This window comes from Weizmannia acidilactici, from assembly GCF_008974225.1.
Lineage (GTDB): Bacteria > Bacillota > Bacilli > Bacillales > Bacillaceae_C > Weizmannia > Weizmannia acidilactici.
The window spans coordinates 15902-39367 of sequence record NZ_BKZR01000006.1; the positions used below are offsets into that span (position 1 = coordinate 15902).

General features: G+C 44.2%; 25 protein-coding genes and 2 pseudogenes. 8 read left to right on the forward strand and 19 right to left on the reverse strand.

Annotated elements, in window-relative coordinates:
- Positions 1–6: 6 nt before the first annotated feature.
- Positions 7–1200, reverse strand: coding sequence for a thiolase family protein (locus GBH70_RS03270; protein WP_151679687.1), 1194 nt, complete (start codon positions 1198–1200; stop codon positions 7–9).
- 280 nt (positions 1201–1480) lie between these two features.
- Between GBH70_RS03270 and GBH70_RS03275 the strand changes: the two genes are divergently transcribed.
- Both GBH70_RS03275 and GBH70_RS03280 read left to right on the forward strand, forming a co-directional pair.
- On the forward strand, positions 1481–2275 hold the full coding sequence (locus tag GBH70_RS03275; protein WP_151679688.1) for an IclR family transcriptional regulator: 795 nt from the start codon (positions 1481–1483) through the stop codon (positions 2273–2275).
- A gap of 204 nt (positions 2276–2479) precedes the next feature.
- Complete coding sequence (locus GBH70_RS03280) at positions 2480–2716, forward strand: hypothetical protein (RefSeq protein ID WP_151679689.1); 237 nt, start codon at positions 2480–2482, stop codon at positions 2714–2716.
- 145 nt (positions 2717–2861) lie between these two features.
- Here the strand turns inward: GBH70_RS03280 and GBH70_RS03285 are convergent, their stop codons facing one another.
- From GBH70_RS03285 to GBH70_RS03310, 6 genes and pseudogenes are all read right to left on the reverse strand, one after another.
- Entirely contained in the window at positions 2862–4673 is a 1812-nt protein-coding gene (locus GBH70_RS03285) for a M3 family oligoendopeptidase (RefSeq protein ID WP_151679690.1), read from the reverse strand.
- A 113-nt stretch (positions 4674–4786) separates the two neighbouring features.
- Entirely contained in the window at positions 4787–6127 is a 1341-nt protein-coding gene (locus GBH70_RS03290; protein ID WP_151679691.1) for a C1 family peptidase, read from the reverse strand.
- Between the two features lie 149 nt (positions 6128–6276).
- A pseudogene (locus GBH70_RS17770) lies at positions 6277–6669 on the reverse strand (nitroreductase family protein); the annotation flags it as partial.
- Between the two features lie 572 nt (positions 6670–7241).
- Positions 7242–7568 (reverse strand): PTS sugar transporter subunit IIA, encoded by a 327-nt coding sequence (locus GBH70_RS03305; RefSeq protein ID WP_253693414.1) that lies wholly within the window; start codon positions 7566–7568, stop codon positions 7242–7244.
- Positions 7569–7600: 32 nt separating this feature from the next.
- On the reverse strand, positions 7601–7762 hold the full coding sequence (locus GBH70_RS16935; RefSeq protein WP_216643717.1) for a hypothetical protein: 162 nt from the start codon (positions 7760–7762) through the stop codon (positions 7601–7603).
- Between the two features lie 30 nt (positions 7763–7792).
- Positions 7793–8332 carry a PTS transporter subunit EIIC gene (locus GBH70_RS03310; RefSeq protein WP_216643716.1) on the reverse strand — a complete coding sequence of 180 codons (540 nt, stop codon included), beginning with the start codon at positions 8330–8332 and terminating at the stop codon, positions 7793–7795.
- Here GBH70_RS03310 and GBH70_RS03315 point away from each other — a divergent pair.
- From GBH70_RS03315 to lepB, 4 genes are all read left to right on the forward strand, one after another.
- A complete protein-coding gene (locus tag GBH70_RS03315) occupies positions 8321–8623 on the forward strand; it encodes a PRD domain-containing protein (RefSeq protein ID WP_253693427.1) in 303 nt (100 codons plus the stop codon). The genes GBH70_RS03310 and GBH70_RS03315 overlap by 12 nt on opposite strands.
- A gap of 25 nt (positions 8624–8648) precedes the next feature.
- On the forward strand, positions 8649–8834 hold the full coding sequence (locus GBH70_RS03320; RefSeq protein WP_151679695.1) for a DUF8096 family protein: 186 nt from the start codon (positions 8649–8651) through the stop codon (positions 8832–8834).
- Positions 8835–8844: 10 nt separating this feature from the next.
- Positions 8845–9675, forward strand: coding sequence for a hypothetical protein (locus GBH70_RS03325; protein WP_151679696.1), 831 nt, complete (start codon positions 8845–8847; stop codon positions 9673–9675).
- 455 nt (positions 9676–10130) lie between these two features.
- Positions 10131–10679: a signal peptidase I gene (gene lepB, locus GBH70_RS03330; protein ID WP_151679697.1), complete on the forward strand. Its 549-nt coding sequence runs from the start codon at positions 10131–10133 to the stop codon at positions 10677–10679.
- Between the two features lie 342 nt (positions 10680–11021).
- Here lepB and GBH70_RS03335 read toward each other — a convergent pair whose 3' ends face one another.
- The 9 genes from GBH70_RS03335 to GBH70_RS03375 form a co-directional block, all read right to left on the reverse strand.
- Positions 11022–12275 carry an ABC transporter permease gene (locus GBH70_RS03335; protein ID WP_151679698.1) on the reverse strand — a complete coding sequence of 418 codons (1254 nt, stop codon included), beginning with the start codon at positions 12273–12275 and terminating at the stop codon, positions 11022–11024.
- On the reverse strand, positions 12268–13167 hold the full coding sequence (locus GBH70_RS03340) for an ABC transporter ATP-binding protein (RefSeq protein ID WP_151679699.1): 900 nt from the start codon (positions 13165–13167) through the stop codon (positions 12268–12270). Before GBH70_RS03340 ends, GBH70_RS03335 begins: the two co-directional genes overlap by 8 nt.
- A gap of 199 nt (positions 13168–13366) precedes the next feature.
- On the reverse strand, positions 13367–14128 hold the full coding sequence (locus GBH70_RS03345) for an SDR family oxidoreductase (RefSeq protein ID WP_151679700.1): 762 nt from the start codon (positions 14126–14128) through the stop codon (positions 13367–13369).
- A gap of 469 nt (positions 14129–14597) precedes the next feature.
- Positions 14598–15473 carry an ROK family protein gene (locus tag GBH70_RS03350; protein ID WP_151679701.1) on the reverse strand — a complete coding sequence of 292 codons (876 nt, stop codon included), beginning with the start codon at positions 15471–15473 and terminating at the stop codon, positions 14598–14600.
- Positions 15474–15488: 15 nt separating this feature from the next.
- The gene (locus GBH70_RS03355) at positions 15489–16223 is read right to left on the reverse strand and encodes a GntR family transcriptional regulator (RefSeq protein WP_151679702.1); all 735 of its coding nucleotides are present in this window, start codon (positions 16221–16223) and stop codon (positions 15489–15491) included.
- A gap of 152 nt (positions 16224–16375) precedes the next feature.
- The gene (gmuD, locus tag GBH70_RS03360; protein WP_151679703.1) at positions 16376–17770 is read right to left on the reverse strand and encodes a 6-phospho-beta-glucosidase GmuD; all 1395 of its coding nucleotides are present in this window, start codon (positions 17768–17770) and stop codon (positions 16376–16378) included.
- Positions 17771–17791: 21 nt separating this feature from the next.
- On the reverse strand, positions 17792–18100 hold the full coding sequence (locus tag GBH70_RS03365; RefSeq protein WP_080612106.1) for a PTS sugar transporter subunit IIA: 309 nt from the start codon (positions 18098–18100) through the stop codon (positions 17792–17794).
- Positions 18101–18166: 66 nt separating this feature from the next.
- Positions 18167–19459 carry a PTS cellobiose transporter subunit IIC gene (gene celB / locus GBH70_RS03370; RefSeq protein ID WP_151679704.1) on the reverse strand — a complete coding sequence of 431 codons (1293 nt, stop codon included), beginning with the start codon at positions 19457–19459 and terminating at the stop codon, positions 18167–18169.
- Positions 19460–19478: 19 nt separating this feature from the next.
- Positions 19479–19787 (reverse strand): PTS sugar transporter subunit IIB, encoded by a 309-nt coding sequence (locus GBH70_RS03375; protein ID WP_151679705.1) that lies wholly within the window; start codon positions 19785–19787, stop codon positions 19479–19481.
- A 924-nt stretch (positions 19788–20711) separates the two neighbouring features.
- Between GBH70_RS03375 and GBH70_RS17495 the strand changes: the two genes are divergently transcribed.
- Positions 20712–20843 (forward strand): hypothetical protein, encoded by a 132-nt coding sequence (locus GBH70_RS17495; RefSeq protein ID WP_259370053.1) that lies wholly within the window; start codon positions 20712–20714, stop codon positions 20841–20843.
- 177 nt (positions 20844–21020) lie between these two features.
- Here GBH70_RS17495 and GBH70_RS03380 read toward each other — a convergent pair whose 3' ends face one another.
- From GBH70_RS03380 to GBH70_RS16630, 3 genes are all read right to left on the reverse strand, one after another.
- Entirely contained in the window at positions 21021–21779 is a 759-nt protein-coding gene (locus GBH70_RS03380; protein WP_151679706.1) for a YqcI/YcgG family protein, read from the reverse strand.
- Between the two features lie 94 nt (positions 21780–21873).
- Positions 21874–22032 carry a hypothetical protein gene (locus GBH70_RS16625; protein ID WP_172968270.1) on the reverse strand — a complete coding sequence of 53 codons (159 nt, stop codon included), beginning with the start codon at positions 22030–22032 and terminating at the stop codon, positions 21874–21876.
- A 12-nt stretch (positions 22033–22044) separates the two neighbouring features.
- Positions 22045–22206 carry a hypothetical protein gene (locus GBH70_RS16630; RefSeq protein WP_172967508.1) on the reverse strand — a complete coding sequence of 54 codons (162 nt, stop codon included), beginning with the start codon at positions 22204–22206 and terminating at the stop codon, positions 22045–22047.
- Between the two features lie 244 nt (positions 22207–22450).
- Here GBH70_RS16630 and speD point away from each other — a divergent pair.
- A pseudogene (speD, locus tag GBH70_RS03385) lies at positions 22451–23256 on the forward strand (adenosylmethionine decarboxylase).
- The last annotated feature ends 210 nt before the right edge of the window (positions 23257–23466 follow it).

The window sequence follows — 23466 nt, forward strand, 5'->3', positions numbered from 1 at the left end:
CCTCCTTTATATCTGCATATTTTCTACAATCGTTGCAATACCTTGCCCACCTGCAATACAGAGGGTAACCAATCCATACTTTTCACCTCTTCTTTCCATTTCATATATTAGTTTCGTCATTAAAATAGCCCCTGTTGCGCCTAAAGGATGCCCTAGTGCAATGGCCCCTCCATTGACATTGACCCGTTCCATATCCAAATTGAGTTCTTTAATCACAGATAAAGCCTGGGCTGCGAACGCTTCATTTAATTCAATCAACCCTATTTCATCTAAAGAGAGCCCTGCGGAAAATAGCGCCTTCTTAACAGCCGGAACCGGTCCAATCCCCATGATTTCCGGTGAGACTCCTGAAACAGAATGTGCTACAATCCTCGCTTTAGGTTTGAATCCCTGCTGTCGCGCTGCATCCTCCGACATTAACAAAACGGCTGACGCTCCATCATTTCTCCCGCTGCTATTTCCTGCAGTAACTGTTCCGTTTTCTTTAAATATTGGTTTTAAATTGCCCAGTTTTTCCAAATTTGTTTCTCTCGGATGTTCATCTACTTGAAAGATCTTTACTTCCTTCCGATCTTTGATTTCATAGGGGACTATTTCCTTTTGAAATCGTCCGCTGCGTATTGCCTGTAGTGCTAGTTTTTGACTGCGCAACGCAAATTCATCCTGCTCTTTTCTTGTAATCCCGTACTTTTCAGCTAAAATCTCGGCAGTGTATCCCATCGTCAGGTTTCCATAGATGTCAATTGGTTGTGACCGTGGCTGGCTTTCTGTATTAGGATCAATGATCTCACTATTTCCTGATCCCAATCCGTATCGTACGTTTCGAATATAAAATGGTGCAGTACTCATAGACTCTGCACCGCCGGCAATAATTACATCAGATAACCCGCACATAATTTGCAAAGCCGCATTATTGATAGCCTGGAGTCCTGATCCGCATTGCCTATGTACTGTATATCCTGGAACCTCCACCGGAAATCCCGCGCGCAATAGAGACAATCTTGCAAGGTTGGGCGTATCTGCACTTTGTTTCGCCTGCCCGAATATCACCTCGTCCACTTTTTTCTTTTCTAAACCTGTTCGGGATGTGACTTCTCTGATGACTTCCGCTGCAAGAAAATCTGCTTCCTCATTTTTTAAACTGCCTCCCATTCTTCCTACTGCTGTTCTCACAGCATCCACAATAACAACACTTCTCAACTTTCACCCTCCTAAAAGAAAAGGCTTTCATTTTGTAAGGTAATAATATTTCCGTCAAATACAGATTGAGTAGAATTCAAGATATTCCATATATGGAACTATGTACCTTACACGGAACGATTATACAATGAACAAATTCTATTGTCAACGAAAATTTTGTAAATTCAGCATTATAAATATTAAGGCAATATAAACTCAATAATATGAGTTGACAAATCACAAAGTGAAATTCTAAAATGAACGAAAGCTAAAGTGCCTACTGATAAAGGAGAAACGCTTAATGGAAAATTATAAGTCTGAAGTTCCTGCTCTTGAAACAGCCATTAAAATTCTGGAATATTTAAGCCGCTACACAACAAAGGAACGTACTTTGTCCCAAATCTCTAAGAATTTAGATATAAATAAAAGTACTTGCCATAGAATTTTAAAGGTACTGCATCACTTTCGTTATGTTTCGTATGATGAAGAATCCAAACAATATCATCTCGGATCGAATCTAATTGTTCTGGGTGCCAGGGCTTCAGAATTTATTAATTACCTTAGGCTTGCCAGGCCTTATCTTAAGTGGGTGAATGAACAAACCCGGCTAACGAGTGTATTGCTTGAACCTGTATCTGATAACCGTTTAATGTACATAGCCAAAGAAGAGGCTGATCTCCCTGATAATCCATTTCAGGTGACTGTTAAATTAGGACAGCAATTCCCTTTAACCAGTGCTTCTTTTGGCAAATGCTACTTAGCTTTTACTCAAAAAGAAAAAATGAAAAAAATAGTCCAAAAAGTAAGCTTTAAACAATTTACTGATCAATCTATTACAGATGTGAAAACTTTTGTAGAATCTTTAAATGAGGTAAGGAAAAAGGGGTATGCAGTAAGCTATGGGGAACACACACGTGATGTTTTTGGTGTCGCTGCACCGATATTCGGCCCTCACGGCGACGTAACAATGGTAATTGCTTGTATCGGGTTTGCTTCAATGGTCAGTGAAGAACATATTTCTTTCTGCGGGGAGAAATTAAAAGAAGCGTCAGAAAAAATAACAGAAGCAATCGGCGGGAGAAAACCCTGCCTTTGATCAATTGTAAAGTTTCTTTTCATCATGTCTATTTGCAAACTGTCTTTCATTTGCTTGATGAAGGGTTGTTCCAATTGGAAAATCAAGCTTTTTAGTCCTTCATTCAGTTTAAAGACATTTTTTCGATTTAAACATAAGGGGTTGTCCTAAAAGTCAGTAAACTGACCTAGGGGCACCCCCTTTTTTAAATGCAAGGTTGTGTTATTGAACATTGTTGATAATCGCGAAATGCGTGTTGCTCAGCATACGTCGCGGACCTCCCTGCTCAGGTGCGTCTGCTTTCGGGGGCCGGGCCAAGGTAAGCATCGCATTCGGGCTGGTTACCAAGCCCATCACTTTCTGAAGCAAGCGGAAAAGAACCGCCTGCTTCAGAAAGAAAATCCGGAAATGGCGAAAACCCGTTGGGAAAAATATTTTATTTCGGCGGGTTTTCTTGTTTAAAAAAGGCTTTTACAACAGCCCCCACCCCTTTTTATACCAATTCCGGCATTTTTTCCAAATACGGGCAGAATGAAGGGCAAGTTTCACAATATTTAGAAGCAATATGTCATTCATACGCTTGCTATGAAAGGTAATTCAAAACAATTTATGAATTCATTACTTCATCCGTCAGTCGGATAAATTCTTCAGCGTCTTTTGCCATGATTTCAATCCCGGCTGCCCAAAAGTCCGGTTTTGTCAGGTCTACGCCAAGGTGCTTCATGGCTAAATCTTCTACTTTCATCCGTCCGGTATCGCGGAGCAAGGCGATGTATTTGTCTTCAAAGTTGTCCGGGTTCTTTAAGTATTCGGCGTAAATACCAAGGCTGAACAAATAACCGAACGTGTAAGGGAAGTTGTAGAACGGCACGTCGTCAATAAAGAAGTGGAGTTTGCTGCACCAGAAATGCGGATGGTAGCCGGACAAAGAGTCGCAGTACGCTTCTTTTTGCGCGTTCACCATCAGTTCATTCAGCCTTTGCTTAGATACAACGCCTTTCGTACGCTCTTCATAGAAGCTTTTTTCGAACAGGAAGCGCGCATGGATGTTTAAAAACATCGCGGTGGCATTTTCCAGTTTCGCATTTAATAGCGAAATTTTTTCTTCCTTCGATTTTGCGTTCGCGACCGTTGCATTGCCGATGATCGTTTCCGCAAAAGTGCTCGCCGTTTCAGCAACATTCATGGCATACTCGCGGTTTAATTGCGGCAAATCGCGCATCACATGGCTGTGGAAAGCATGGCCGAGCTCATGCGCCAAAGTGCTCGCATCGTTTATGGAGCCGGTGAAAGTCATAAAAATCCGCGATTCCTCAAACTCCGGCAAATTCGTGCAGTAGCCGCCCGGGCGCTTATTCGGCCGGTCTTCCGCCTCCACCCAGCGGTTTTCCAGCGCATGTTTGGCAAACGATGCTAATTTCGGGCCGAAAGAAGCGAAATTTTCAATGACAAAATCGCACGCTTCGTCATATGTAAAGCGGGTCGGTTTCATATCCCCGAGTGCAACCGGTGCATCAACATCCTGCCAGCCCAATTTTTCCATACCGAAAATTTTGGCTTTTTGGTTTAAAAAATTGATAAACGGCTGCTTGTTTTCGGCAACTGCTTTCCACATCGCATCAAGCGTTTCTTTCGACATGCGGTTATATTCCAACGGTTCATCCAGGAAGCTTTCCCGGTTGTGGGTTTTTTGCAGCGTAATCCGGTAGCCGTCCAAGTGGTTGATCGTATCAGCAAAAATCGGGGCATATTTTTCCCAGGCCGCTTCCCAGTTTTCAAACAGCTGTTTGCGCACTTTTGGATCCGGGTCGGAATACATCCGGTTCATCGCCTGGCCGACCGATAATTCCGTCGTTTTTCCTTCTTTATCCGTAAACGGGATCGTCATGGTGGAAACGGTTGTATCGTACAGTCGGCTCCACCCTGCCAAGCCGTCCTGGTTCAAATCTGCAATAAGTTTTTCCTCTTCTTCCGACAACAGGCGTTTCCCTTCGTCGCGTGTTTCATTGAGGGCAAAGGAAACTTCACTTAATTCCTTGTCCTGCAAAAACTTTTTCCAATCTTCATCCTGGATGGAAACAAGTTTTTTCTGAAATGTCGTGGACAGCTTTTGCATTTCGCTGAACAAATCCATGACCTGCCCCATAACAACATTCGCGTATGCATCATCCATGTAGGCATCGTGCCACATTTGCACGAACGTCGCGGACTGCCCGAGCCCCTTTCCGATCTCTTCCTTTTTTTTCAAGATTGCCTTAAACGGCTCCGGAGAAGGGTCTTTTGAAAAATCCCATGCATTCAGCAAGGTTTCGTATTCTCCAATTTCATCTTTAATTCCCTGCAATTTTTTCTGCAGTTCCGGGGATTTCGTGCCGCCGGGAATAACAGCATCCAAATCCCATGTATCGATATATTTCATCGGATGACAGCTCCTTTCTTGATTCCATTTTACAAGGTTATGAAAAAAATACCAATATGGATTCATCCAAAAAAGGTACGGCCTTTGGAAGACCGCACCTGTAGATTAATTTCTCATTTCATCCAAGCCAATGAACCCATCGGATCCCATGGTTTTAGGACAATCGGTTCCTGTTCCCAGGCTTTTTGCAATTCATCCGGAAGATATTTTTTATCGACGACAATTTGATACGTATATTCGTCCATCCATGCATCGCTCATGACAAAGTAGCCGTTTTTGCCGACTTTTTCGCCCCAGCTGTTTTCAACTTTCCAGCGGTTCGGCCTGCCGTCCACGAGATTCACGCCTGTTAACACCATCGCATGCGTCATGACGCTGTCTTTGTAGTCGAGGCGTTCCGCTTTTGACATCCCGAATGGAAATCCAAACGCTATTTCAACATCATAAAGGGCTGTGTCCATGATCCCTTCATTCCGGTCTGAAGACTCCGCTACATCGCAGCCGAACCAGACGCTGCGGTTGTCCTTGAGTTGCCGGATCGCGAGATTTTTAAAAGTTTCCATATCCACATTTAAATACTTGATTGGTTTTCCGCCGATGACATTGCCAAGATACTGCACCGTATATGTTTTCCCGAACGGTTTGTCTTTTGTCGGCGCATTGATGATGCTGACGTAATCATCGAGTGCAAACCCGACATATTTTTGGAAAAATTGTTGCGGTGTGATGCCTTGTTCCCGGTGGAAAACTTTGTCGGTATCCCGGAATTCAAAATCAAATGTTTTTGGCGGTTCACCAAGTGTAAAGACGAGCAGCTTGTAAATTTCAGCAAGCATACCTGTTTTTGCCTGCCGCAAATCTTCTTCCGATCTGCCTTCCGCATACATTTTGCGGAGAACCATCGCATCTTCGCGCAGCTTGGCGTTTAAAAGCGGGTTGAGTTCGCGTGAGTTACTGCTGTTGTATGTTTCCGGCATGACCTGCTTCGGTACGGCGCCGTACTTTTGAATCAACGAAACGAGCATATCCCACTGTCCGCCATCCTGCTGCGGGGTTGCAAGCAGCCAGGAAACGAGCCTACCTTCCAAAGGCTCATCTGCCGTTTCAATAATGCTTTCCAAAAAGTAATTGGCTTTTTCGAATTTGTCCCAGAAAAATGTATAGTTTTGCGAAAGCTCGAAGTCTTTTAATTTGAACTGTGCGTTTAATTTGTGGGTAAACGTGTTTAAGGCCGCAAACATCCAACAGCGGCCACTTTGCTTCTGGTTCGTTACTTTTCCGGTTTCAATTTCGTGCGAGAATACGTGATTCATGGACACGAACGAATCATTGTTGATCGTTGCGGCCTTGATCCCGTTTTTCATGACCGCATCCCGGATCACTTTGCTTTGCGGTACTTCACGGATTTGTCTGGAAAAGCTTTCCGCCATCCCCGGCGTAATTTCCCTTGCCATATAAACGCTCCCTTTCATTTGTGTTCCTTTCCATTATACGCCCAATTCTGTAAGAAAGACTATTTTGCAGTTTGGAAAGGAAAGGAGTATCCTTTAAATTCCTTTGATGTGAGTATCTTCCTCCAAAGGCGCGGTTCAGCGGATGGCCATTACCTTCGTACCCGATCATAATGCCGATCAAAATCCGCTGATGGACCGTGCGTTGCTGCAGCCAGCATCATATTTCCTGCATAAATACCGGCATTAAGCATTGACCATTCTGTTAAATCCCGATCGATGCAGATAAAGGCCGCAACCGGTGCATTGAAAAATTTGAAATTATTTCTCCGCCGTTCTTCCGGCGGGATGCCCGCTTTCCCTTTGATTTTTTCATAAGTACGGTTCATCTGTTCCTAGACCGATTCCGGCCAGCCGGTCGGTTTCGGCATATCTGAATCATCCTGCGGTTCACTTGCATCATAAGCTTTTAGATAAGCATCACGCAGCTTTTCCATCACTTCTCCGGCCGCGACATACACTTCCCACGGCTGCGAATTAGCCCATGACGGAGATTTTTCGCATCATCCAACACTTCCCAGTAAAAGTTCTTTCGGCACTTCCTGATCTGTAAACATCCGAACCGATTTCCGTTTATCAAATAATCCGTTATTTCCGCCAGCACTCCATCTTTTGAGAGTTAAAATTGAACTTTTTCACATATTTTTATTTTAGCCGATGGAAAGAAAAAAGTAATAGAATGTGCATAGAATCAATATATAATATTGTCTCATCAACTTTTCAGTTTCAAAATCTTATCTTTTCTTATTATGCTGATCACGATGGATTGTTTTAAGCGGATCCTAATTAAGAGTACTTTGAAGTAACTGGGATGACAACGACAGTATCCCCATCCCTTTACGTAGAATCAGCAGAAACTATAGAATAATCGGCGGACCTCTCTTAAAAATCAATGGTAACTTCAAAAATATCAGCGGTAAGGTACGGGAAATCAGCGAAAGGCAGAAAAAACAGGGAACAGAGGGCCTCACTTTTTGCATCGGGACAAAGAAAAACCCGTAGAAGAAGCAATCCTCCCGACGGGTTTTCTTTTTTTGGAATAACACCAACCAATTCTTTATTTTTCTAACCTTTTGTACATCTCAATCATTTCTTTTACCAGTTCCGAAATGGTTTCGGCGCTCATGAGCTGGTCTTCGGCATGCATGAAGAGCATCGAGAATTCTACTTTATTACCGCTTGCTTCCTGCTGGATCAAGGAAGAGTGGACTTTGTGCCCTTCGACGAAATATTGCCAGGATTCCTGCAATCTTTGTTCCGCCAATTCAAAGTCCCTGTCTTTTGCCGCATAGAGCGCTTCCATCACCAAACTTTTGGCCATGCCGACATTACTGATAATCTGAAATCCAATCATATTCATATCTGTCATTTGTTCTTGTCCCAATATGAGTGTCACACCCTTCGTTCGTCATTTTATTAATCTTGCAATTCCGGCTGGCCGCTGAAACCTACTTCTTTTGCTTTTTCTTGAGCTTGGGCTTCAGCTTCTTCCTGTTCGTTTTTATATGCCAAGCGGTCTGCCGTTTTAAAGAAAGGATAGTAAATCGCCATTGAGATAAAGATTTGGACAACATTCAACACTGCGCCTCTCCAGCCGCTGACAAGGAATCATGCGATGACCGGCGGGGTTGTCCATGGAATGTTTGTGCCGTTTGTGTACGGAACCAAACCAGATGCCATTGCAAAATATGCAACGACGCACAATACAAGCGGTGTAAGGATAAACGGAATGATCATGATCGGGTTTAATACGATCGGCATCCCGAAGATAATTGGTTCGTTGATTCCAAAGAACCCAGGTACGATGGCTAGTTTTCCTAATGCTCTATATTGGCTCGATTTCGACGCGAACAAAAGCAGCAAGGCCAAGCCGAACGTGCCGCCGAAGCCGCCGATTTTCATAAAGTTTGAATAAAATTGATAGTTTACAATGTGCGGCAGTGCTTTTCCTGCTGCGAATGCTGCTGCGTTGTCGGCTGTTAATGCCAACCAGATCGGCTGCATGATACCGCCGACAACGTTCGAACCGTGGATCCCGAAGCTCCAGAGTAAAGCTTCAAAGACGGTAATGATCAATGTTGCCGGCAATGTTGCGCCAAACATCGACTCGAAGTTTCGGATATTTCCCTGCGTAATCTGGCCGCCCATATTACGATCGCATGCAAAAGGATTAAAGAAGGTTTTGTCATCGAAACGCTTGAGCACGGATTATCTGGAAAATATCCGTTTGAAAAAATGGTCGCCGAAGAAATTGTTTACGAAGTGGAAAAGTTGACAGGCCTGGAATTTCCGGAATCGGAAATAGATTACATCATCATCCATCTGCTTGGAACGAAATTAATTCATAAAGATAATTTGGACCATTACTACAAAGGAAAAGGTATTGCCAATTGTACATTTTTTCCCGGTATCCGAAAAATGTGGTATCCTTATGTATAGAAATTCTGTACCGGGGTGAGTATCGATGAGCGAAGAAAAAGATTATGAAACAAAGGGCTATGATACGAGCATTGTATATGATTACAAGGAAATGCCCGATATCCATCCGGGACGCTGCGATAACTGCGGCTACAGCCATTTTAAATCTTCGGTCAAACATGGTGTGTTCCTGCGTGAATGCCGCCGGTGCGGAATGAAAAAAAGCATCTAGGAGCATATCCATGAAAATATTAGAGGTATTTTTAGAGGGAAAAACGGCGGACCCGCTGCTTTGCGAGGATGCATGGATTGTCACGGAACATTTTGCCGCAGTGATTGACGGCGCTACGGCGAAAAGTGCACTTGTTATTGACGGCATGGCAACGGGAAAATTCATTGCCGAACAAATCAAAGCGGCAGTGGAATCCGTAGAGAATCCGGATTTGGATTCTGAAGCGTTTGTCCGGCTGATTGAATCGCATTTATACGAGCAGTATAAAGCACGCGGACTGCTTGGAGAAATGCAAAAAGATCCGAACAAAATTCCGGCGGCAAGCATGGCCGCGTACAGCAGATACCGCCGTCAAATCTGGCTGTTCGGCGACTGCCAGGCATTTGCCGGAAAACGGTATACGAACTTTAAACCGGTCGACCGGCTGATCAGTATGGTCAGGAAATATTATATTGAATATGCGCTGTTGAATGGAAAAACGGAAGCAGATTTTCTGGACGAAGACGGCGGCCGGAGCGCGATCCAGCCGCTTTTGCACATGCAGCAGGCATTCCTCAATTCCGAAATGGATTCACCTTTTTCGTATTCAACGATCAGCGGATTCGGGTATAAAATGGAAGATGCTAAAGTAATACCCGTTCCGGCCGGTGTCCAAGAAGTCGTGCTTGCCAGCGACGGATATCCTGAACTATTCCCTGATTTAGCGGCAACAGAACGTTATTTAAAGGAGGCACTGGCGGAAGACCCGCTTTGCTACAAAAAAATCATTTCGACAAAGGGCATTGAAAACGGCAGGATTTCTTTTGATGACCGATGTTATTTAAAGATTGGGATAGACTAGGTGTCGGGTTGCACGCATATGAAAACCACTTTTTTACAGTTTCTGGATATCAGGGCGGACAACCGTTGCACAATGAAAGATTTTTTTACAAATGGTCTCCAGGTTTTCGTAAAGCCCATTTGTAAAATTTTTTCTCCTTTTGGTCGTATGGCTTCATATGGATCATTCGCTGTAAATCATCACCCCATTTCATCTTTACATGCTCCATAAATGACAGCTTTGCTAAAATTCTTGCCGCAACATGCCTTTAAGCAAATTACGCATATCCCTTTGCCTGTAAAAAGAGCTTGATGAGACTGCCAAAACCGAACTCAGCAGCCCCACTGCCCCTTTCCATGAAATATTTTTGCCATTATACCCTTAAAAAACTGTTTCAGAAAGATTTATTTTACTAAGCATTCAAAATACATGATATACTAATACAAAGAACAATGGTGCAGTAAGGGGGCAACCGCATGCTTGAACGATTGTTAAAAGGGGCTTTTTCCTATTTGGCCACATTTGCCGCAGCATTGGTGCTCGCTGGGATCTGCCGGCATTTTTTGTTCAGCCCAGTTACCGTTTACGGGGAATCGATGTCGCCGACCTTGGCCAATCATGAAAAAGTCATTGTCAGCAAAGTGGGGGAAATTCACCGGTTTGATATTATCGTTTTTCATGCACCGGATGAAGACGCTTATTATGTCAAAAGGGTGATCGGCCTTCCCGGCGACAGCCTCGAGATAAAAAATGATACCCTGTATATTAACGGCAAGCCGTATGCAGAGCCGTATTTAAAACAAAACAAAGCACATATAGAAGAAGGGAGCAAATTAACCGGGGATTTCACACTGAAAGAAATTACCGGAAAATCCACTGTGCCGAAAGATTCGTTCTTCGTCATGGGCGACAACCGGCGGATCAGCAAAGACAGCCGGATGTTTAAATTTATATCGGCCAAATCGGTGGTCGGAAAAGTTGAGCTGTCGTATTACCCGTTGAAAGATCTCGGGATGCCGAAATAAAGCGTAATGAAGGGGGTTGCCCAAAAAGCCGGGAAAACCGGCCAAGGGGAGCTCTTTTTAAGCTATTTCGACAATTATTTTCTCCGCTGGATTCTGCTGATCCTGTCCAGCCATGAAAAAATCCGGGAAAGCCTCCCGGATTGTAGGTGAAACTCAGCATCACTTGTTGAACCAAATAAAGTAACTCAAAACGATGACCAGGACTAAAAAACCGATAATCGAGCTGAAGACGATTTTTTTCGATCTGGTGAAATTTCCCAAGGTAAGACTCTCCCCTCTGCGCGAACTGTATTGTTATGCTCATTTTACCCTTAAAAGGGAAAATTCAAACAAAGGGGCGATTTAGTCCACCTTCGACATTTGCAACGCCTTCTTAATGTTTTTCAATGAATTGCTTTTTCCATACAACAGAACCCCGCCGCGGTATATACGCGCACCCTCCGCCGCCATCAGAATAATCATTACTACCAGCACCGCCGCTCCTGAGATGCCCACCCAAACCGGCAAATCAAGCATTCCGACACGCAAAAACATCAGCATCGGAGTAAAAAACGGCACATAAGAAAGCACAGTGATGTAGCCTGCTGAAGGATTGCCAAGGCCTGCCATCGCAAGGAAAAAGCCGATCATCACTAGAAACGTCATCGGCATCATCATTTGCTGCGCGTCTTCAATCCGGCTGACGAGCGAACCGAGCAGTGCCGCAAGAGTCGCGTACAGCAGATACCCGAGTACAAAAAACACAACAGCATACGCAATTGTTGATGCCTTTATATCGGAAAAACCAAATACATCAAAAAAGCCCCCGGTTAAATTGTCGAGATTTTGTTTGATTGAAAAATAGGCTGATGCAAGCAGAACGGCCATCTGTGTCAACCCGAGCAAAGCGCCGCCGAGAATTTTCGCAAACATTTGCTGCACAGGAGATACGCTTGAAATTAAAATTTCCATGACACGCGATGCTTTTTCCGTCGCCACTTCCATTCCGACTGCGCTCGCATAAAAAATCACAGCAAAATAAATGGCAAACAGTAAAATATAAACAAGTCCCCTTGCCTGCGCCAATTCTTCCTCGGATTTTGCTTTGGTTTTGAGATTCACGCTTTTAAAAGATACCGGGCTGTTTAACTGGGCGAGCTGGCTTGGGGAAAGCTTCAATTCGGCAGCCACCATACTCCCTTTTACAGCCTGCAAAGCCTGCTCCAAACTGTCCGTGATGCCGGTATCAGCCAAGTCGGGGGCTTTATATGTCGCTTTTGGCATACGGGACGCATCAAGCGACAGAACAAGATATCCTTTATATTTTCCGCTTAAGACCTCTTGACGCAATATGCTTTTGCTTTTTTCCGTTTGAACAAGCTGTATATCTTTGTCAATAGCTTTCAGTTGCTGTTTCAACAGCCCGTAGTGCATGTTCGTTTGATCGAGCACAGCAATTTTTTCCTGCTTGCCGCCACCCGCAAAAAAATCGATAATCCGGCTCATGTTGCCCATGATGATGACAGCGGCTAGCAAAATAACAGTCGTGATGATAAAGGATCTCGATTTTAATTTGGACGAGTAAGTATGCCCGAGCAAAATGCCGAACTTATTCATAGGAAGCCCCTACCTTTTCTATGAAAATATCATTTAAAGACGGTTCTTCAAGCGCAAACTTGCGGATAAAACCTTTCCCGTTGATTTCATTTAAAATTTCCTGCGCGGCTTCTTCCCGGTCAATTTGCAGTTCCGCCCCCAAAGCCGTTTGCTTAAATTTTGCAACGCCGGAGAAAGTACGTAAAAATTCGAGGTCAAAGTCAGCATGGATGATGACATTTTTCTTGCCGAATGCGCGCTTAATCTCCTTTAACCCGCCGTGAACAACCGGACTTCCATGATGCATAATGCACAAGTGCTGGCAAAGTTCTTCGACATGCTCCATCCGGTGGCTTGAAAAAACAATCGTTACCCCGCTATCCTGCAGTTCACAAACGGCTGCTTTTAAGGTCTCGACATTAACCGGGTCAAGCCCGCTGAAAGGCTCATCCAGTATGAGCAGTTTCGGCTTGTGTATAACTGCGGCGATAAACTGGATCTTCTGCTGATTGCCTTTTGAAAGTTCCTCCACGCGTTTATCGAAGTATTCTTCGACATGAAACCGTCCGAGCCAATATTTTAATTCTTTCAGTGCATCCTGCTTGCGCATCCCCCGTAATCTCGCAAGGTAAACAAGTTGATCCTTTACTTTTAATTTTGGATACAATCCCCTTTCTTCCGGCAAATACCCGATATGCGGGCTGACATTGTAATCGATCTTTTTCCCGTTCCAGGTGATTGTGCCTTCATTTGGTTTTAACAAGCCCAAGATCATCCGGAAAGTGGTCGTTTTCCCGGCTCCGTTCGCTCCTAAAAAGCCAAAAATTTCTTTATCGGGAATGGTTAAAGATAAGTCTTTTACGGCTGTAAAATCACCGAATCTTTTGGTCACGTGCTCCAGCTTCAAGGACATAATCCTTCGCCTCCTTTACCTTCTCTCTACATACGTAAACCGGCAGAAAAAGTTCCATAAAAAAGGCCGCATAGCAAACAGACCATTGAAAAAAAGAAAAGCGGCGGGCTTGCTCCATTGAAATGGTCCCACCGCTTTATATTTGTGCGTGTTATCCTTTTTCAGCTGCCTTTGATATGCGGCATTTACACATGGTTCATTAATATGCTGTCCATCCGGCATCTGCCGTGATAACGGTGCCGTTAACGAACGAGGAATCATCGGAAGCGAGGAAAAGCGCAATCTTTGCAATTTCTTCCGGCTTTCCGGTTCTCGGGTTGAGCCCGATGCCGGCCATTGCCCGCTCCATCCCGAACGCGTTCGGCTCGCTCATCGTCGTTCCAATGTTTGTTTCCACCCCGCCCGGCGCAATGGCATTGCAGCGGATGCCTTTTGGTGCATATTGGAAGCCAACACTTTTTGTCAATCCGACCACAGCATGTTTTGAAGCAGTATACGCAGTACCGGCCCGGGATCCGAACAAGCCGCCGACCGAAGCAACATTCACAATGACACCGCCCCTTTTTTCAAGGAAAATCGGAAGCGCTTTTCTTATTGTCCGCATCGGCCCGGTTGTGTTGACGGCGAAAACTTTTTCCCATAAGGCGTCCGTGAGATCCGCCGCCGGTACCATGTTGTCCATAATGCCGGCATTGTTTACGAGGATATCAAGCGTACCATATGTTTTCACTGCCGTATCGATCATGGTTTGCACATCTTCTTCTTTTACGACATTGGCCTGAACGGCAACAGCCGCACCTCCGGCTGATTCAATTTCGGAAACAGTCTGCTGCACACCTTCTAAATTAAGATCGGAAGCGACGACTTTTGCACCTTCATTTGCATATAAAATCGCAATCGCTTTCCCCATACCTGATGCAGCGCCAGTCACTACAGCAACTTTTCCATCCAGTTTTCCCATGATCCCTCACCCTTTATTGAATGCGTTTACAAAATTTAGTACAAGTGCATAATTTTATTATATTACATTTGCACGCTATTACCAATCATTTTTTTCGGTTTTATAGGACTCCGGTCACAATTAGACCGCGAACTGGGCAGTAATATAATGATTTTTTGATTCATACGGCAACAATTCATTCCGAAATAACAACTTTACTTTCCAGAACGATCCAAAACGCGAGATTTGCATTCCATTCCGCTTTTTTTCCTTCCAAAACCTATTCCATCCTGGCACAAAAAAGGGACTGTCCCAAAAGCCCTTTTTACATAGAAAATGCGGCGATATTTTAAAAGACCATTTTAATCAATTTTTTCTCCTCGAAATGGACCTTAGAAGCATTGTAAAGAGTACTTTACTGTAATTTTTCCTCTAAAATAGGTTTGTCCCAAAAGTATGTTTACCGACTTTTGGGACAAATCTTTTATTGCTATTTCTGTGTATTTTCATACGCCTGTTTTCCGAGCAAAATCGCACCCGTGATGCCGGCATCGTTTCCAAGGCCGGGTGCGGTGATATATTCGGACAGCGGTTCCGGCAGCTTGGCATAGCCGTTAATCAGTTCGCCAAGCCTTTGATGAATGAGCGGAAATAATTGCTTTTGGTGCATCACGCCCCCGCCCAGAATAATTTTTTTCGGCGACACGATTAAAATATACTGCATGAGCGCCTGTGCAAGGTAATCGGCTTCAATTTTCCACACTTCAGGGTGCCCGGCGAGATCTTTCCCTTTTTTCCCCCAGCGCGCCTCAATCGCCGGACCTGCGGCCAAGCCTTCAAGGCAGTCATGATGGAACGGGCAGGTGCCTTCGTAATGGTCATCCGGGTGGCGGCGCACTAAAATATGCCCCATTTCCGGGTGTGACCATCCTTCAAGCAGTTGGCCTTTTACAATGGCACCGGCGCCGATGCCGGTACCGACCGTAATATACAGGCAGCTGTCAAGACCCTTTGCCGCGCCGAGCATCAATTCCCCAAGCGCGGCACCGTTCACGTCCGTCGTGAAACCGGCCGGGACGCCCAAAGCTTTTTCCATTGTTTGTTTTATCGGATAGTGCTGCCATGCCGTTTTCGGCGTTGTGGTGATGTACCCGTACGTTTCACTCGCCGGATTGACATCAATCGGCCCGAATGATGCGATGCCAAGTGCTTTCACTTCAAAGCGGGAAAAAAATTCAGTCACATCTTTCATTGTATCTCCCGGATCGCGCGTTAGAAACTCGACCCGTTCCTGGATGTTTCCATTTTCATCCCCGACCGCACAAACAAATTTCGTGCCACCGGCTTCAATTCCGCCAAATAACATTGTGATTCCTCCCCTTTATGTTTTTTGTATGTTGACTGCGGTAAACACAAATTTATCATAGCGGTGCCTTGAGAAAGAATATTCAAAAGGCACGCCGGTATTTAAATAGCCAATTTGTTCCACTTCCAGCACCGGATCATCCGGAGCACATTTTAAATATTTTTGGTCAAGTTCATTCGGCTTGTCCGCCCGGATTTTGCGGTGGCATCCACCAATCGTCAAATGCAATTGGTTTTTAATATAGCTGTAAATCGATGATTGCAGTACTTCATCGGTAATGCCGCTGATCAACTCGGCAGGCATATATGTTTCCTCCAGCACATAGGGCTCCCCCTCCACGATCCTGAGTCGGATAATATGGTAAACCGGTGTCTGTACTGTGATCGATAAATGAGATGCGATATGTTCATCCGGAAACATCACTTCAAATGTAATCGTTTTACTTTTAATATCCTTATCTTTCAGCAAATTGGTCAGGCCAAGTGACTCATTTGTCGATACATTAACAAGTTGGTTATCCACAGCAGACTTTACGATAAACGTGCCATGCCCCCGCTTCCGATACAGCAGTCCATCCATCACAAGCATGTCAAGCGCCTTTTTCATTGTCATTCTACTGCAGCCGAATTCTTTCGCCAAGGTAATCTCATCGGGAATGGGCGCATCATATGGGTATTCTTTTTCTAAAATCCTTCTTTTGATTTCATGAGAAATGCTCTCGTATTTTGTTGCTTTCGGCGCCTGTTTCATTCATCATTCCCCTTTGCCTTACTAATATCTGGCTATACGGTTATTACTAGTATACACGTTTTTTCAAACGTTTTCCTCATAAATTGTTTAAAACTTCACATTGCTCCGAAAGCAATAAGGGGCGGACACTGCAGGCACCCGCACCCTGTTCCTTAAAACCCGTTCTGCTCCGCCACTTGTTTAAACCAGTATCCGCTTTTCTTAATGGTTCGTTCGCAGTCTTTATCAAGATTGACAGAAACAAAGCCGTACCGGTTTTTATAAGCATTTGTCCATGACCAGTTGTCCATAAACGTCCACATATGATAACCTTTTACATTCACCCCTTCCCGGATCGCTTTGTGCAGCCATTTCAAATGTTCACGGATAAACTCGATACGATAATCGTCTTCAATCATCCCCTCCTCATTTCGGAATTTTTCTTCGCCTTCCACGCCAATCCCGTTTTCGGAAATATAGCACTCAATATTGCCGTAATTTTCTTTCAAATTGATCAGCAAATCGTAAATTCCTTTTTCATAAATTTCCCAACCGCGGTGGCGATTCATTTTTCTACCCGGCATCTCATAATCATCGAAAAACCTTTCCGGCATAAACGGTGCATACGGATTCGGCAAATTTTCTTTTGCTTTTACGCGGCGTGGTTGGTAGTAATTGACGCCAAGAAGATCAACCGTATTCTCACGGATCAGTTTCAGATCGCCTTCTTCTGTTTTTGGCAAAAAGCTGTATGTTTTCAACAGTTCAACCAGTTCGGCCGGATATACACCTTTTACTGCCGGATCCAGAAAACTGCGATTAAAAAATAAATCTGCGATATTCGCGGCTTTCACATCAGCCGGATGCTGGCTTCTTGGATACGAAGGAGTCAAATTCAAAATGATGCCGATTTTGCCATCCTTTATATTGGTTTTTCTGAAAACTTGTACCGCTTTTGCATGCGCCAAAACGGTATGGTAAGCAACCTGAACCGCCCTTTGGAAATCGACGACATTTGGATAATGAAAATCATATAAATAGCCGCCTTCAACCGGAACAATCGGTTCATTAAACGTAAACCATTTTTTTACACGATCCCCGAATGTTTCAAAACATATTTTGGCGTACGACGCATAGGAATCAATGACTTTCCGGTTTTCCCAGCCGCCGATTTTTTGCAATTCCATTGGCATGTCGAAATGGAATAAATTCACAAACGGTTCAATGCCGTTTTGAATAAGTTCATCAATGACACGGTTGTAAAAGTCGACAGCTTTCTCATTCACTTTTCCGTTGCCTCCCGGAATGAGCCTTGACCAGGAGATGGAAAAGCGGAAAGAATTGTGCCCAGTTTCTTTCATTAATTGAATATCTTCTTTATAACGGTGGTAAAAATCAGAGGTTTTTTCCGGTCCGATACCGTCAAAAAACCGGTTTGGCTCTTGTTCATACCAATAATCCCAAATATTTATCCCTTTTCCATCTTCGCGGGAAGCTCCTTCAATTTGTGTTGCAGATGTGGCACTTCCCCACCAAAATCCTTCCGGAAATTTATACTTGATTGCCATATTGAACACCTCTTATGCTTTTCATGCTGATACGTGTTTATTTTTGTACAATTCAATAATTTCTATTGCAAGGTCCTTAACTGTTAACGCGGTCATCAAATGATCCTGAGAGTGGATCAAAATGACGTTAATATCGTTTTTATTCCCGTTTGCTTCGTCCTGAAGAAGTTTCGTTTGAAAATTGTGCGCTTTGCCTAACTCCGTTTTTGCCTCTTCCATCAACCTGTCTGCTTCATCGAAATCTCCATTTTTTGCCGCCTGGATCGCTTCCATTGCACAAGATCTGCCATTTCCGGCATATAAAATGATTTGAAATGCGATTTCTGTCATGTTTTCCACTTATGATCCACTCCTAAAAGTAAACACCGGCCTCTATTCAAAAGAGGCCGAATAATTTTATTCATTTGATGCTTTCTTCTCGCTTTCATAGTAGTTTTTATCCAAGATCTTCAAGAACGGCCACCAGATTGCCATAACGACAAGCAGATTCACAAGCTGTAAAACGCCGCCCTGCCAATGATTTCCAGTTGCTAAAAAGCCGTTAATGACAATCGGGGTGGTCCAAGGAACAATAACGCCTGCTGGTTTTGGCACGAGACCTGTCGCCATTGAAAAATAGGTGATAATCGTAACAACAACCGGCGCCAGAATCCATGGAATAAGGACCAGTGGATTCATCACGATCGGAAGGCCGAAAATAATCGGTTCGTTTACGTTGAAGATGCCTGCCGGGCCGCCCAGTTTGCCGAGTTCTTTAATTTGCCGGCTTCTGCCGATGATAAAGATTAGAACCACTACGGCAAGCGTCATGCCTGTTCCGCCCATTCCAACAAGGAAGGAATCGATAAACTGTTTTGTAATGATGTTCGGCAGTTCATGGCCTGACTGGAACGCTTTCAAATTTTGGTCATTTAATGTATACCAGATCGGGTCAAACACAGAGTTGATAATGATTTGGCCATGGAGCCCGAAAAACCAGAACAGCTGGATTAACAGCACTGCAACAATTGTTGCCGGCAGTCCGCTTCCTAATGCGGTCAACGGTTTTTGGATGATGGTATATATAAAGTTCTGAACCGTTTCAAACGGCGTATAGCTGAAAATAATTCTGATTGCCAAAAAGATTGTAAGCGTTAAAGCAATTGGAATAAGCGCGCTGAATGATTTTGACACAGCTTCCGGAACACCCGGCGGCATTTTGATCGTCCAATTTTTATTGACAAAATAACGATATAATTCCGCTGAGATAAAAGCAGTAAAAATCCCCAGAAACATCCCTTGCGCGCTCAAGGCCGAAGTCGGGATCACACCCGTTGTTTTGCCCAGAACCTGCGGCGTTAAAATCAGGAATGAAGCAAGCGCAACAACACCGCCGTACAAAGCTTCACCACCATAATGCTGGGTCAATTTGTATCCGATTCCAATGATAACAAATAAGCCCATAATACTTAATGTTGCGGCGGATGCAGGGCCTAAAGCATTTTGATAAGCGGTATAGGCATCTTTGCTGATGATATGGTCCAAAAACGGAAAGTTTGCAATAACGACAAAGATAGAACCGAAAATGATCAGCGGTAACGCAACCATGAAACCGTCGCGGAGCGCAGTCAGATATCGATTATTGTTCAATTTATCCGCTATTGGCAAAAGGATTTTTTCCAAAAAGTCCATGAATTTGTTGCTGTTCATTTTTCTCTCCCCCGCATGATTATTTGCCTATCAATTCAAGCGCTTTCTTGTAAACTGCTTCGCCATCAACACGCCCGTAAGCAACCGGATCAATGACGTCGATCGGAATTCCGGCTTCTTCGGCGTATTTTTCCAATTTCTTTTTCATAAAACGCATCTGAGGCCCAATCAGAAGAACATCTGCATTTGCCATTTCATCTTGCGCCTGATCCTGGCCAACCGCCCAAATTTCGGCTTCATCGCCGATAGACTCGGCATATTGGCGCATCTTGGAAACTAATAAACTCGTAGACATACCCGAACTGCAGGCAAGCAATATTTTTTTCATGTTAAAAACCTCCTAAGTTATATTGATATCGTTTACATTTATTATTATAATCTTTTATTTTTAAATGTCTATACATTTATATAAAAAACATTGAACATTTTTTGAAGACCTGACTCTGAGAGAGGCGCAGCGGGAGTTGTGACAACTTTTTGTCTCATTTTCTTTTCATTTTTCCTTCATTTGTTTTTAATATGCGAGGGCTACATTATAGTTGTAGCAAGGAAAAAGCAACAAACCCTTAAGTTTCTAGATACCCCCCTTAATGTCTAGAAAAAACTCCCCTTACCAAACCGGCCTGGCGCCGGTTTTTTTGCAAATCAAAGCCAGCACTTGTTATCTCGCGCTGGCTTTGCTATGTGCGAAACATATCCGTTTGTTTTTCACCGGCACAAATTAACCTAAATTCCCAGTTAAATGCAAGATAGTACGAATAGCCTCTTAATGGCACAATTGCGGTGAAAATCCGGTTTTTTGCGGCACGATTCATGCATGCGGCATAAATTGAATGCAGAGCACAATCCCGCATATTTATGCACCCTATATTTCCTCTTCCTCTTCATCCCATTCTTCTTCCCAGCTTTCATCGTCCCAATCCCAGTCGTCCCAGTCTTCTTCTGTATCCAATTTGAACAAGCTTAACAGCCGTTTGATCATGCCCAATGTTCTCCTTTCTTTTTTCTATAGGATTCTCCATTCCACCAAGCAATATTCAGACCGTCTGCTGCATCCATAAAACAGTGCCTAATGGGGAACAATAAAAGTACCTATTTCCGGAGGTGAAAAACATGGATACGTGGTTTTATCTTCATCTTATCAATACGTTTTATTTTGTTCTCTTCATGTTTTGTGTGCCGCCGGTGGTCGCTGCATTGCTTTGCTGGCAGGAAATCAAAGAATACCTTAACACCAGGAAAGGGGCACAAAATGAAAAACAGGGATGAGCAAATTTTCGACTGGTTTAATCAATTGTTTAAAATTATTAATTCAAAGGGGGATATTGGGGAAATCAAACAGATCGGTCAAAAATATAAATGGAAACAGCCGCCGAAAAAATGAAGCGGCAAGAGGATGAATAATCATTTTCCCCAAAAAACGACATTTCTCATCAAAAATTCATTTTTCTTTCATGATTTTTTAGGAAATAACGGCTATTATGAAAAATGTAGCAACGACAAGTTACAAAACCCTATACCAACTAGACACCCCCCTTTTTTTGTTGTCTAGCAATACCCCCTAAAAAACCGGCTTTTGCCGGTTTTTATTTCTTGCCTTCGCAAAGGGGCAGGTTTGCGGCCGGCCGTTATCATCACGCAGAAAATACTGGCGCCATTCAAAATTGTCTTTTTCGCCGTACTGCTTCAATTCCGGGTGGATCGGCACGGAATCGTAAGCTGCAAGCCTTTGATGGATGGACGCCCTCGTTCGTTCCGCTTTCCGCTTATCTTTGGAAAATTGCTCGAGCACCGCGCGTGGTGTCAAGGCAAACATCAAATACGGAAAATGCCGGCTCCGGCGTTTTTGATGGGCTGGTGATGCCCCGTAAACAAAATACTTTTCTCCATGGAAACAAAACTGCCAAAGTGGATGTTCCGGATCTTCCGGGATATCAGCGGGCCAGTCCTCCTCATCAAGGCTTCCCGCTTCGGATAAAATCTGCCAAAACAGTTGTTCATAATCCTCTATGCCGCCTTCAAAATGCGGCAGGTTGCTAAAAACGATCAGCGACGTATACGGCCCGTATTGGCGCCAGTTTCCCGAATAGTTTTTTAAAATAGAAGCAAATGAGCTACCAGCAGCCTCCCCGCCCTCGATAAAAGCATATTGTATCTGATCCAGCGCAAACCCGGCCACAGCCGGCACACACGGAAACGGCTTGTTTTTATCAGAAAGCCTGGCGGCAAATGAGGTAAATGCATCAACCATCCAGCCGTCCAATGCATGGGCATTTTTTTCAATCCACGTCCGGGCAGCGGTCTTTTCTTTGATCTCCATTTCTTTTCCTCCATTTGATGTTCCGGAAAAAACCGGCTTTTATGCATACTGTATGAGGAAAAAGAAATTTGGGTGAAAAAAGGCCGGGACACAGCTATTCTGCATCCCGGACAAGCACATAACGATCCTCTATCGTCTTCGGCGACACCATATTACCGGTGCCGAGGATGGCGCTTTCATTTTGGACCGCCACGACCATGGCGAGGGTGTTATGCTGTTTTTCTTTGTATACCTGACCGACTTTGATGTCCATGTGAACCCACCTTTATAAATGTGTGCGGCGTTTTTGCTGTTCCTGGATCGCTTTATTTCTTTCGCCGCCGTCGGATAGTTCTTCATACGCAAATTCGGTTTCTTCGCTTTCAGCCGCTATCAGGTCAGTAGAAGCCTGATGATTGTTCGGCGCGGCCTGTTCATTCCATTTCAACTGGACTCCCCCTTTCCGTCTTTAATATGCTACTCGCGCCACGAAAACATGCATGCCGGACGTATCGCTTTTTCCGGATCGAATTGGGCCATTACATTTTGCTGGCCACGAAACAGGAAATATCCCAGCAAAGCAGAAGTCAATCGGCCGCCATCCATGGACCTAAGATCCGGATCCCGCCACAATCGTTTAATCCCCTTCCGAATGGGTAAACTATGCTAAAACGATAAGGGGGCGGTTGGACATGGATCAATCTTCGCATGGGAAAATCCAACTGCACGGCTTTAACAACTTGACGAAGTCGCTCAGCTTTAATATGTATGACATTTCTATACGGCAACGAAAAAAGAAAGGGAAGCCTACATAGAATATATTGACGAACAGTACAACGCGGAGCGGCTCACGGATATTTTAACAAATGTATCCGATTTGATTGGCGCGCATGTGCTCAACATTGCTAAGCAGGATTACGTGCCGCAGGGTGCAAGCGTGACCGTGCTGATTTCGGAAGGGCCGGTTGTCGAAGTACCAAAGGAACAGCTGAAAGAATTGCCCGGCACGCTGCCGGAATCGGTCGTGATGCAACTTGACAAAAGCCATATAACTGTCCATACTTATCCGGAGTACCACCCGAGCGAAGGCATTTCCACATTCCGTGCGGATATTGACGTTTCGACCTGCGGAGAGATTTCGCCGCTAAAAGCTTTGCATTATCTCATTCATTCTTTCGATACCGATATTATGACGATCGATTACCGGGTGCGCGGCTTTACCCACGACATCAACGAAAAAAAACTATTTATCGACCATGATATCAGCTCAATCCAAAACTACATTCCGGAATCCACCAAGGCCCTTTACGATATGATTGACGTGAATGTATACGAGGAGCATATTTTCCATACAAAATGCCGGCTGAAAGCATTTGATCTTGATAATTATTTATTCGGCCATACAAAAGTTGAACTGTCGCCGGATCAGATCAGAGGCATTACCTCAAGATTGAAAACGGAGATGGATGAAATTTTTTATGGGAAAAATATGGCTTAAGGCGGATGCCGCCGGTGTCGGGAAAATTCTACGCGCACATTACCGGAATGTCCCGGAATCACTGCTGGTGGATTCCGCGGCTTTAATACGGGATAACCGATACCTGCAAATCAAATGATGCGATTGATCCCCGAAAAAGCGGCTTCAGCCTGCCGCTTTTTTGCATGCCGGGAACCTCAATCTGGATGTTTTTGAAGGGAATTGGTAAAC